Here is a 12064-nt window from a genome sequence, read left to right on the forward strand (position 1 = left end):
GGCTTATCGACGTTTATTTGATACAGCGCTTCCTGCATCGCGGGTAAGCCGCAGCGTATCAACCATTCCTATCAGGCAAATCATGGCGATAGCGACGAATGCCAGCCGGAAACTGATGCCGGGTATCGCCCCCAGTGACCACCATTCACTCACTTGATCCCCGATGCGGATCCCGATAGCCGCCAACGAAATCCCTAATCCAACAGCCAGTTGCGTCGCTGTACTAAACAGCGTATTTGCATAGCTCATCTGTGATGCAGGAACATCCGCAAATGCCAACGTGCTGACACCGGTAAACTGAATTGAGCGAAAAACGCCGCCCAGATACAGCACCAGTAAAATTACCCATACGGGAGTTTGCGGCGTGATCAGCGCACAGGCCAATAGCGCCAGCACATTAAGCGCGCCGTTTATCAGCAGCAGCTTTTTAAAGCCTAACCAGCGTATTAACGGGGTAGTCGCGGGTTTAATCGTCAGGTTGCCAACAAACACGGCCAATACCAAGGAACCGGCATGAAAAGCATTCATACCAAAACCAACCTGAAACATCAGTGGCAACAGAAAGGGTACCGCACTGATAGAAGCACGAAACAGAGAACCGCCGTACATCGTGACACGAAATGTAGGAACGCGCATGGCATCCAGACGAATCATCGGCCACGCGGTTTGGCGAAAATGACGCAGGGCAAACAGGAACGTGGCGATTCCAAGTACCAGAAGTCCCGCAGTTAACCAGCCCTGCGGCTGTTGGGTTCCCAGCAGTTCCATCGCATATACCAGACTGACCATCGCGACCGATGTGGCAATAAAACCGGGAAAATCGAACGGGCGACGTTCGTCATCATGAATATCCGGGATAAAACGCAGCGCCAGCGCTATCGCCAGCAACCCCAGTGGCACATTAATAAAGAAGATCCAGCGCCAGTTGGCATAACTGGTAATAAATCCGCCCAAGGGGGGGCCAATTATGGGGGCCACTAAGGCAGGCCAGGTCAGGGTGGCGATCGCGGTGATCAACTGATGTTTAGGCGTGGTACGCAGAACGGCGAGGCGGCCGACCGGCACCATCAGTGCCCCCCCGACACCCTGTAAAATGCGCATTGCCACAAAGCCTTCAATGCTGGTGGCGAGTCCGCATAAGACTGAGGCGAAGGTAAAGATCGCCAGTGCCAGGGTAAACACTTTTCGGGCACCAAAACGATCGGCAATCCAGCCACTGGCAGGGATGAGAACCGCCAGCGTAATCAGATAAGCACTGATGCCGATGTTCAGATCAACGGCCTGCACGCCGAAACTTTTTGCCATATCGGGCAGGGCCGTCGCAATCACCGTGCCATCGATGAACTCCATAAAGAAGGCCCCGGCGACCAGTAGTGCAGCCGGAGAAAGACCCCGCTTATTTTCAACCGCTAAATGTTCACTCATGTTGTGCTTGCCATCTCAAACGAAATTAACTGGAGCTGTTTTTTTATTTTCAGCGCGGCTGTACTGCTTTCGCCGCTACCGTTTCGAGCGCTGAATGGGTACTATGACGACCTTTCTATAAGGAGCTCACTATGTCCCAAACACTGAATGCCGATCAGGAACTGCTCTCGGACGTTGTTGCCTGCCAGTTGGTTATCAAGCAAATCCTGGATGTTATTGATGTTATTGCCCCGGTAGAAGTTCGGGAAAAAATGTCCAGTCAACTGAAAAGCATCGACTTTTCCAGCCATCCCGCGGGGGCTGATCCCGTTACGATGCGCGCAATTCAAAAAGCGGTTGCGTTGATCGAGCTGAAATTCACCCCGCAGAATGAGTCTCACTAAAATAAACCGTTGTTTCAGGTTTTAGAAAGGTTTTTTTGCGCCTCTCAGGACGGGAGGCGCAGATTTGTCGCGATCGGGTATCAGTGATGTTGGTAGTTTACGACGTTTAGCAAATGCTTATCCGTTTGCGCCATACACAATCCAGCGCGTTTAGCGCTACGAACTTCATCAAGAATCGTTTGTAACAGCACGCCATCCTGCTGCTGTTCTTTTTCCAGATCATGAAGAAAATCAACGGTTGGCGCGTCGTTCAATGCTTCGGCTTCATCCGTCAGACGCGACAGCGTACGCGAACGCTGTTGATAATCTTCCAGCGTTTTCTGAAACAGTTCTTCAAGCGAAGTTAGCTCATCACCGGGAACATCGATAGCCTTGACGATGGGGTTAGCCCCTGCGCTTTTCATAAAATTAAACATACGCATCATTTGCGTCACGTTACCCTGCGCCTGAGTGCGCAGAAACGTCGCGGTGCCTGTCAGGCTGTGTTCGTAGCACCATTCACTGAGGTGAAGGTAGAGATTCGATGCGTAAAACTCAAGGTTCATTTGCGTGTTGAGTTTGTGAACAATTCCAACTGCAGCCATATCAATATCCTTATTTCCAGAAAGGAGAAGTACGTCACCAACGCCAGTACAACGGGCTGCCGTTGCACTTCACATCTACGTACGAGTAATACTGTTAGCAGAAAAAATCCGTTCCGCCGGTCCTTTAGATGATCACGAATTATATTCGCTTCCGATCGTGAATCAGCATAGCGCGTGCTTGGCATTAAGAAAATCCTTAAAATGGCCTATTTATGTTTTTTTACATATTGGTATAGCAATATTCTTGGCTATGCCATTTGTGTATATAATGGGTGTGAATGTAATTAGATGATTTATAATGTATTTATGTAAAATAAAGATAATGAAATGCTGTTTCAAGTCTCAAAATTAAATTTCATGCCACGCTATTCTATGACGTCTGGTGATTATCACTGTTGGTTTTGATGGGAATTATCCGGTGAAGTGATGTGTCTGAAAATTATCTTCAACCTAATTTCTTGCGCCAGATCAGTTTTAATAAATTTAACGGAATGAATTATTCGGCATTTGTTGTTGGATATCGGTGGATTAATCGAGGAGTTGTATATGAAAAAAGTGGCGGTGTTGCTGGCACCCGGTTTTGAAGAGGCTGAAGCCATTGTGACTATTGATATTCTACGTCGCCTGCAAATTGAGGTTGAGACGCTGGCCTGCGCAGAGTCCCGTGCGGTGGTGAGCTATCATGACGTGCCAATGGTGACCGACAGTACGCTGGAGGCCCGTCGGGATGCTTTCTACGATGCGATCGTGTTGCCAGGGGGACCACAGGGTAGCGTAAATCTTGCCGCCAGTGCTGCAGTTGTCCAGTTTATCTCTCGCCATGACGATACAGGAAAACTGATTTGCCCGGTTTGTTCGGCAGCCGCGCGGGTGCTGGCGGGTAATGGGTTACTGAAAGGCCGGCGCTACGTGTGTTCAGGTGAGCTGTGGCAAACCATCACCGACGGCGAGTATGTCGACGCGCCTGTTGTTGAAGATGGAAATCTTATCAGTGGCAAAGGACTGGGCCATATTTTTGATTTTGCGTTTACGCTTTCTGCACGTCTGTTAGAAGACGATATTCCTGTTCGCGATCACGCTGACCATATTTATTACCCCTGGTAATCATTGGACTCCCGGATGTTTCGATATTCGGGAACAAGGATTCACTGGCTGAGGTTATGGATTAATCTGCTATTTCTTATTTTTCCTATTCTGAAAATTGTGTTTTTTTATGTCATTTCCCGCTGAATTTATGTACGCAACTACTGTAATTCTAGGGTGTGATGCCGCTCTCTTATGGAGAATCAATTTCCCGCTAAAACTACTCTCAGCACTGGCATTGATCTTATCAGTAAAAGGTAATGCTTTGTTTTACGTCCGGATTACAAAAAATCGTTTGATTTTACCCTACATAAAAGAACGTTAAAGCTGGAGTTAACCATGCACAAATTCACTAAAGCGCTGGCGGCCATCGGTCTGGCCGCCATTATGTCACAATCCGCTATCGCTGAATCCATGAAGCTCGGTTTTCTGGTCAAACAACCGGAAGAACCCTGGTTCCAGACGGAGTGGAAGTTTGCAGATAAAGCCGGTAAAGACCTTGGGTTTGAAGTTATTAAAATCGCCGTTCCAGACGGAGAGAAAACCCTGAATGCTATCGACAGCCTGGCGGCAAGTGGTGCAAAAGGATTTGTAATTTGTACGCCGGACCCGAAACTCGGGCCTGCTATTATGGCAAAAGCGCGTGGCTATGACATGAAAGTCATCGCGGTTGACGATCAGTTCGCCAATGCGAAAGGTAAGCCTATGGATACCGTGCCATTGGTGATGATGGCAGCAACCAAAATTGGTGAACGCCAGGGCCAGGAACTGTACAAAGAGATGCAGAAACGTGGCTGGGATGTGAAATCTTCCGCTGTAATGGCGATTACCGCCAACGAACTGGATACCGCGCGCCGTCGTACATCGGGTTCGATGGAAGCGCTTAAAGCTGCAGGCTTCCCGGAAAAACAGATCTACCAGGTCCCAACCAAATCAAATGATATCCCTGGCGCATTCGACGCCGCAAACTCCATGCTGGTTCAACATCCTGAAGTTAAACACTGGCTGATTGTCGGGATGAACGACAACACTGTGCTGGGTGGCGTGCGTGCTACCGAAGGGCAGGGGTTTAAAGCAGCAAACGTTATTGGTATCGGTATTAACGGTGTTGATGCCATTAGCGAACTCTCCAAAGCGGAAGCCACCGGATTCTACGGTTCACTGCTGCCTAGCCCGGACGTTCACGGTTATAAATCCAGCGAAATGCTCTACAACTGGGTCACCAAAGGCGCAGAACCGCCGGTGTTTACTGAAGTTACCGATGTGGTGCTGATTACTCGCGACAACTTCAAAGAAGAACTGGCGAAAAAAGGCTTAGGCGGCAAATAACGCAACTGCCGTAAAACGATCTTATCCGGCCTACAAAAACGCCCTTTGTAGGCTGGATAAGGCTACGCCGCCATCCGGCAACCGTTTAGATCCACGGAGACGTTATGCAACAGTCTACCCCGTATCTCTCATTTCGCGGCATTGGCAAAACCTTCCCTGGCGTAAAAGCGCTAACGGATATCAGTTTCGACTGTTATGCCGGGCAGGTGCATGCACTGATGGGTGAAAATGGCGCCGGGAAATCAACATTATTAAAAATTCTCAGCGGAAACTACGCGCCAACCACGGGATCTATAGCGATCCACGGACAGGAGGTTTCGTTTGCGGACACAACCACTGCGCTGAACGCCGGTGTCGCCATTATTTACCAGGAACTGCATCTGGTGCCGGAAATGACCGTCGCCGAGAACATTTACTTAGGGCAGCTTCCGCATAAGGGTGGGATTGTGAACCGCTCGCTGTTGAACTACGAAGCGGGCCTGCAGTTAAAACATCTGGGGATGGATATCGATCCTGATACTCCATTGAAATATCTCTCCATCGGTCAGTGGCAAATGGTGGAGATTGCTAAGGCGCTGGCGCGTAACGCCAAAATTATCGCTTTTGATGAACCCACCAGCTCTCTTTCCGCCAGGGAGATTGACAATCTGTTTCGCGTGATTCGTGAGCTACGCAACGAGGGCCGCATCATTCTGTACGTTTCGCACCGTATGGAGGAGATTTTCGCGCTGAGCGATGCCATAACCGTGTTTAAGGATGGCCAGTACGTCAAAACGTTTACGGACATGCAGCAGGTTGATCACGACGCACTGGTCCAGGCGATGGTGGGGCGTGATCTTGGGGACATCTACGGCTGGAAGGCCAGACCTTACGGTGCGGAGCGTCTGCGCCTGCATGAGGTAAAAGCCCCAGGCGTGCGCACTCCGATCAGCTTATCGGTGCGTAGTGGTGAAATCGTCGGACTGTTCGGCCTGGTGGGTGCCGGACGTAGCGAATTAATGAAAGGTCTGTTTGGCGGGACACGCATCACACAAGGCCAGGTGTTTATTGACGGACAAGCGATAGATATCCGCAAACCCAGTCACGCCATTGAAGCAGGCATGATGCTGTGTCCGGAGGATCGCAAAGCCGAAGGGATCATCCCGGTCCATTCGGTACGCAACAACATCAATATTAGTGCGCGCCGTAAACATGTCATGGGGGGATGTCTGATCAACAACGGTTGGGAAGAGACCAATGCTGACCATCATATCCGCTCACTTAACATCAAAACGCCGGGTGCAGAGCAACTGATCATGAACCTCTCTGGCGGTAATCAGCAAAAGGCTATTCTGGGGCGTTGGTTATCGGAAGAGATGAAAGTAATTTTGTTGGATGAGCCCACCCGCGGCATTGATGTTGGCGCGAAACATGAAATTTATAACGTGATTTATGCCCTGGCTGCGCGCGGTGTTGCCGTGCTGTTTGCCTCCAGTGACCTGCCGGAAGTTCTTGGCGTCGCCGACCGCATTGTGGTGATGAGAGAAGGTGAGATCGCAGGTGAATTACTTCATGAACAGGCGGATGAACGCCAGGCGCTGAGCCTTGCTATGCCTAAAGTCAGCCAGGCAGTCGCCTGAATAAGGAGAATATGATGTCTTCCGTTTCTACATCGGGTTCAGGCGCTGCGAAGTCGGCGTTAAATTTTGGCCGAATTTGGGATCAATACGGGATGCTGGTGGTATTTGCCGTGTTGTTCCTGGTTTGCGCTATTTTTGTGCCGAACTTTGCGACTTTCATCAATATGAAGGGGCTGGGTCTGGCGGTATCTATGTCGGGTATGGTGGCGTGCGGGATGTTATTTTGCCTGGCATCCGGCGATTTTGATCTCTCGGTAGCGTCCGTTATTGCTTGCGCAGGGGTGACGACTGCAGTGGTCATTAATATGACCGAAAGCCTGTGGATTGGCGTGGCGGCTGGGTTGTTGCTCGGTGTTCTGTGCGGTCTGGTGAATGGTTTCGTGATTGCGCGTTTAAAAATTAACGCGCTGATCACGACGCTCGCTACCATGCAAATTGTTCGCGGTCTGGCCTACATTATCTCTGACGGTAAAGCAGTGGGTATCGAAGACGAACGCTTCTTTACGCTTGGCTATGCCAACTGGTTAGGGCTGCCTGCACCGATCTGGTTAACCGTGGGCTGCTTTATTGTTTTTGGCCTGCTGTTGAATAAAACCACGTTTGGTCGCAATACGTTGGCGATTGGGGGCAATGAGGAAGCTGCACGTCTGGCTGGGGTGCCGGTCGTTCGCACGAAGATTATTATCTTCATTCTTTCCGGTCTGGTATCCGCCGTTGCGGGGATTATCCTGGCATCACGTATGACCAGCGGCCAACCGATGACCTCTATTGGTTATGAGCTGATCGTGATTTCTGCCTGTGTGTTAGGCGGCGTTTCGCTCAAAGGCGGCATCGGAAAAATCTCATATGTCGTCGCAGGGGTGTTAATTTTGGGGACGGTCGAGAATGCGATGAACCTGCTGAATATCTCGCCATTCGCACAGTATGTGGTGCGAGGTTTGATCCTGCTGGCGGCAGTGATCTTCGACCGCTACAAACAAAAAGCTAAGCGTACTGTTTGATGATTCAAATCCCAACTTTTTAGTCTAGCTTCTGCATATCGCCAGCCGCTACCCGGCTGGCGATTGTTTTTCTAAATGGCGAGCACGGTCACACTGTCTATACTTATACCCGTCATACATCCTATATACGGCGCGATCCGCGCGGCGTACAGACCATGACGAGGAGGAGAATCGGGTGACAGCATCGCTAACCTTACCCCCTGAGCATCCCACAAATTGTGCTTATTTTTTCGATCTCGATGGAACACTGGCTGAAATCAAACCGCATCCTGATCAGGTTGTAGTTCCACAGACAATTCTGCAGTTATTACATCGCCTGGCCACGCAAAATGCGGGTGCTCTGGCATTGATTTCAGGGCGCTCAATGGCAGAGCTTGACGCACTCACCACCCCATATCGTTTCCCGCTCGCCGGGGTGCATGGGGCAGAACGCCGTGACATCAATGGTCAAACCCATATTGTGCATTTGCCTGCGGCGGTTGAGCGCGAAGCGGGGGCGTTATTGCATGCGGCGCTGGCGACATTACCGGGGACAACGCTTGAAACAAAAGGCATGGCTTTTGCTCTGCACTACCGGCAGGCGCCTGAACATGAGGCCGCTCTGCTGGCGTTGGCTGAACGTATTACCCATATCTGGCCACAACTGGCATTACAGCCCGGAAAGTGTGTTGTGGAAATCAAATCTCAGGACACCAATAAAGGAGACGCAATTGCGGCATTTCTGCAGGAAGCACCGTTTGTCGGACGGACACCTGTTTTTGTGGGTGATGATCTGACCGATGAAACAGGTTTTGCTGTGGTCAATCGCGCCGGCGGTATCTCGGTAAAAGTGGGAAGCGGGGAGACTCAGGCTACATGGCGTCTGGCTGCCGTCAGAGACGTCTGGCATTGGCTGGAACAAATCAACTGTCCGCAGCAGGAACAAGACGCAACGAATGACAGGAGAGGTGGCTATGAGTCGTTTAGTCGTAGTATCTAACCGCATTGCCTCACCGGATGACAAAGGCAGCGCTGGCGGTCTTGCTGTAGGTGTGCTGGGCGCACTGAAGGCTGCTGGCGGCCTGTGGTTCGGCTGGAGCGGTGATACAGGCAATGGGGAGCAGCCATTAAAAAAAGTTACCCGTGGCAACATCACCTGGGCATCGTTTAATCTGAGCGAACAGGATTACGAAGAGTATTATTGCCAGTTTTCGAATGCCGTGTTGTGGCCTGCGTTCCATTATCGACTGGACCTGGTACAGTTTCAGCGTAGTGCCTGGGAAGGCTACCAGCGGGTTAATGCCTTACTGGTTGATAAGCTGCTGCCACTGCTTAGTGATGACGATATTATCTGGGTTCACGATTATCACTTGTTACCTTTTGCCTGCGAGCTACGCAAACGTGGTGTGAATAATCGCATCGGTTTTTTTCTGCATATTCCTTTTCCAACACCCGAAATTTTCAATGCGTTGCCGCCACATCAGGCGCTACTTGAGCAACTGTGTGACTTTGATTTATTGGGCTTTCAAACCGACAACGATCGCCAGGCCTTTCTTGACTGTCTGGCGGCGCAAACTCAGGTAACTACGCTCAGTGAGAAACAGCATCTGGCCTGGGGGAAAGCGTTCCGCACGGAAGTTTATCCTATTGGTATTGCACCTGAGGAGATAGCACGGCAAGCATCAGGACCGCTACCGCCGAAACTGGCACAGTTAAAAGCAGAACTTAAAAATGTGAAAAATATCTTTTCTGTTGAGCGGCTGGATTACTCCAAAGGCCTGCCGGAACGTTTTCAGGCCTATGAGGCGCTGTTGGAACAGTTTCCACAGCATCACGGTAAGATTCGTTATACGCAGATAGCACCGACTTCGCGTGAGGAAGTTCAGGCTTATCAGGATATTCGTCACCAGTTAGAGACCGAGGCCGGGCGGATCAATGGTAAATACGGGCAACTGGGCTGGACACCGCTGTACTACCTGAATCAGTATTTTGACCGTAAATTACTGATGAAGGTCTTTCGCTACTCTGATGTCGGACTGGTGACGCCACTGCGCGATGGCATGAATCTGGTAGCAAAGGAGTATATCGCCGCACAAGACCCTGCCAATCCTGGTGTCCTGGTGCTGTCGCAGTTTGCCGGAGCAGCGAATGAGCTGACTTCTGCACTCATTGTAAACCCTTATGATCGGGATGATGTCGCAGGCGCATTAAACCAGGCTCTGACGATGCCACTTGCCGAACGTATTTCACGTCATGCCGCAATGCTGCAGACTATCGTTAAAAATGATATCAATAACTGGCAGGCGAGATTCATTTGCGATCTGAAGAACGTCGCATCGCGTCATACGGAAAATCTGTCGCCTGACTCGCAGACAGCCTGCAGCAAACTGGGGTGATTAATCGCCCGCAAGCGGCACCAGCAACACATCAACCTGGCTTGCGCTGACAACGCTTTTCGCTGAGCAGGACGCTCGCGAAAAGAAACTGTGGTTATGGTTGCCATAAATCACCAGATCAACCGCGTGCTTGCGGCATACATCCAGAATGTGTTCGTTCAATGCGCCATAGGTAATAAACGTGTGCTCAATAGGGTACTGCGCTTCTTTGCTTAACTGATCGATAAAATTCTGGGTTTCTTCTTGCATCACTTCACGCAGATCTTCCAGCATTGGGGCGGCAAACTGGTTATACAGTTCGGGATCTGAGACCAGGGTTATCAGACTAATGCGGGCGTTGACAGGGCGAGCGATTGAAACCGCCTTTGCTAACAGCTGGTGGCTTTCGGGGGTAGCGGCAACAGCGACAAGAATGTGCGCATAGCTCATAACTCGCTCCTTTTTTTCATGAATTATGAGAGAACTCTTCAGTTTTAATCGTATACCACCATAGTGCTACGTTTCGTATGGTAATTGTGTGAATGTCATCATGATTATTCATTAATTATTCTTATAAATAGAATAATCACTTCATATAAGCTGTAAATTCGTTCGGTTGATTTAAGTTAAACTCCTCTCTAATAAAAACAATCTGTTAATAAAAAGTACACATCCATTAACATTTAAACGGTTATCACAGCCCGGTATTAATTAATCAGTCTTAATATTTAAGTTATTGTTTGTTAAGGATTTAATTGAAAAGGTATTTCATATTAAATCTGTGATCCAGCTCGCTATTTCAGTGCGTGATATTAACGTGCGTGAACAGAATACTATTCGCTTTTATTGCAAGATTATTCGTATGGCTGGAATTGAATGAGATAACGATGGTTTAAAAAATAGCCAAAGTAAAAGCTGGGCTGATGGATTTATGTTAAGTGTTTAGCTTGATTATGTGATCTGCGTCACATATTCTTTAAATTCGCAGCATGGCTACGTTGTATGTGTAACGGGTGGCGGGTAGAGTTGCGTCGAATTAGGAAAAATCTTAGACATTTGTAAGAAATGATGTGAGCTTGTAAGGGACGCGGCATTCTAAGAAAGGAATGTTTAGACAACGCGTAAGCGCCATCACGTTGCTATGTATTTGACCTTTTGCTTTTTTTTACCGGGCCTTCCCGGCGACATCACGGGGTGCGGTTCTGCCGCATGAAAATAATGTTGGTTATTATGGATGCAAATAATGCATACATCCGAGTTGCTGAAACACATTTATGACATCAATTTGTCGTATTTATTGCTTGCACAGCGTTTGATCGTTCAGGACAAAGCATCTGCAATGTTCCGCTTGGGTATCAGCGAAGAGATGGCGGATACATTGGCAACATTAACACTTCCTCAAATGGTCAAATTGGCTGAAACCAATCAACTGGTATGCCATTTCCGTTTCGACGATCATCAGACTGTAACGCGTTTGACGCAAGATTCCCGCGTTGACGATCTTCAGCAAATTCATACCGGTATCATGCTTTCAACACGCCTGCTTAACGACATTGATGACGCAGCGCGTAAGAAAAGGGCTTGATGATGAGCGAAAAAAGCATTGTTCAGGAAGCGCGTGATATCCAGTTAGCGATGGAATTAATCACATTGGGCGCCCGTTTGCAAATGCTGGAAAGCGAAACGCAATTAAGCCGTGGCCGACTCATCAAGCTGTACAAAGAATTACGCGGTAGTCCTCCGCCAAAAGGGATGCTTCCGTTTTCCACCGACTGGTTTATGACGTGGGAACAAAATATTCATGCATCGATGTTTTGTAATGCATGGCAATTTCTACTTAAAACCGGTTTGTGTAGCGGCGTGGATGCTGTGATTAAGGCGTATCGGTTATATCTTGAGCAGTGCCCGCAGCCAGAAGAAGGGCCATTGTTGGCGCTTACTCGTGCGTGGACCCTTGTCCGTTTTGTTGACAGTGGTTTGCTTGAATTGTCCGCCTGTAACTGCTGCGGCGGAAATTTTATTACCCACGCGCACCAACCCGCAGGCAGCTTTGCCTGCAGTTTATGTCAGCCGCCATCGCGAGCCGTAAAAAGACGTAAACTTTCCCAGAATGCTGCCGATATTATTCCACAACTGCTGGATGAACAGATCGAACAGGCTGTTTAACTGATACGGTGTGGATAAACACTCCAGCAGCGGTAAGCGATTACCGCTGCTTTTTTTTGTCCTGACCATGAGTTAACTGCCCAACTGCGCATCCTGTCATAGTCAATTGCGAAAGGATGA

General features: G+C 49.2%; 12 protein-coding genes. 9 read left to right on the plus strand and 3 right to left on the minus strand.

Annotated features, from left to right (window positions below):
- Nucleotides 1–3: 3 nt before the first annotated feature.
- Nucleotides 4–1425, minus strand: coding sequence for an MFS transporter (locus QMN38_RS06625; protein WP_271450235.1), 1422 nt, complete (start codon nucleotides 1423–1425; stop codon nucleotides 4–6).
- Between the two features lie 131 nt (nucleotides 1426–1556).
- Here QMN38_RS06625 and QMN38_RS06630 point away from each other — a divergent pair, with 131 nt between their 5' ends.
- A complete protein-coding gene (locus QMN38_RS06630) occupies nucleotides 1557–1808 on the plus strand; it encodes a DUF2766 family protein (RefSeq protein WP_005127709.1) in 252 nt (83 codons plus the stop codon).
- 80 nt (nucleotides 1809–1888) lie between these two features.
- On the opposite strand, the gene QMN38_RS06635 is transcribed toward QMN38_RS06630, so the two are convergent.
- Nucleotides 1889–2392 carry a non-heme ferritin-like protein gene (locus tag QMN38_RS06635; protein WP_271442707.1) on the minus strand — a complete coding sequence of 168 codons (504 nt, stop codon included), beginning with the start codon at nucleotides 2390–2392 and terminating at the stop codon, nucleotides 1889–1891.
- A gap of 546 nt (nucleotides 2393–2938) precedes the next feature.
- Between QMN38_RS06635 and QMN38_RS06640 the strand changes: the two genes are divergently transcribed.
- The 6 genes from QMN38_RS06640 (at nucleotide 2939) to otsA (ending at nucleotide 9799) form a co-directional block, all read left to right on the plus strand.
- Nucleotides 2939–3496, plus strand: a complete 558-nt coding sequence (locus QMN38_RS06640; RefSeq protein WP_323604730.1) for a DJ-1/PfpI family protein — start codon at nucleotides 2939–2941, stop codon at nucleotides 3494–3496.
- A gap of 318 nt (nucleotides 3497–3814) precedes the next feature.
- Nucleotides 3815–4804 (plus strand): arabinose ABC transporter substrate-binding protein, encoded by a 990-nt coding sequence (locus tag QMN38_RS06645; protein WP_005127705.1) that lies wholly within the window; start codon nucleotides 3815–3817, stop codon nucleotides 4802–4804.
- A 104-nt stretch (nucleotides 4805–4908) separates the two neighbouring features.
- On the plus strand, nucleotides 4909–6423 hold the full coding sequence (gene araG / locus QMN38_RS06650) for an arabinose ABC transporter ATP-binding protein AraG (protein WP_323604731.1): 1515 nt from the start codon (nucleotides 4909–4911) through the stop codon (nucleotides 6421–6423).
- Nucleotides 6424–6437: 14 nt separating this feature from the next.
- Complete coding sequence (araH, locus tag QMN38_RS06655) at nucleotides 6438–7424, plus strand: arabinose ABC transporter permease AraH (RefSeq protein ID WP_271450580.1); 987 nt, start codon at nucleotides 6438–6440, stop codon at nucleotides 7422–7424.
- A gap of 175 nt (nucleotides 7425–7599) precedes the next feature.
- Nucleotides 7600–8403, plus strand: coding sequence for a trehalose-phosphatase (otsB, locus tag QMN38_RS06660; RefSeq protein ID WP_323604732.1), 804 nt, complete (start codon nucleotides 7600–7602; stop codon nucleotides 8401–8403).
- Nucleotides 8378–9799, plus strand: coding sequence for an alpha,alpha-trehalose-phosphate synthase (gene otsA / locus QMN38_RS06665; RefSeq protein WP_271457558.1), 1422 nt, complete (start codon nucleotides 8378–8380; stop codon nucleotides 9797–9799). Before otsB ends, otsA begins: the two co-directional genes overlap by 26 nt.
- Here the strand turns inward: otsA and uspC are convergent, their stop codons facing one another.
- On the minus strand, nucleotides 9800–10228 hold the full coding sequence (gene uspC / locus QMN38_RS06670) for a universal stress protein UspC (protein ID WP_271455731.1): 429 nt from the start codon (nucleotides 10226–10228) through the stop codon (nucleotides 9800–9802).
- A gap of 793 nt (nucleotides 10229–11021) precedes the next feature.
- Between uspC and flhD the strand changes: the two genes are divergently transcribed.
- Together flhD and flhC are read left to right on the plus strand one after the other, a co-directional pair.
- Nucleotides 11022–11363: a flagellar transcriptional regulator FlhD gene (gene flhD, locus QMN38_RS06675; protein WP_040232414.1), complete on the plus strand. Its 342-nt coding sequence runs from the start codon at nucleotides 11022–11024 to the stop codon at nucleotides 11361–11363.
- Nucleotides 11364–11365: 2 nt separating this feature from the next.
- A complete protein-coding gene (gene flhC / locus QMN38_RS06680; protein ID WP_005127694.1) occupies nucleotides 11366–11944 on the plus strand; it encodes a flagellar transcriptional regulator FlhC in 579 nt (192 codons plus the stop codon).
- Nucleotides 11945–12064: the final 120 nt, after the last annotated feature.

The organism is Citrobacter sp. R-1.5.2 (assembly GCF_035064245.1).
Classification (GTDB): Bacteria; Pseudomonadota; Gammaproteobacteria; order Enterobacterales; family Enterobacteriaceae; genus Citrobacter.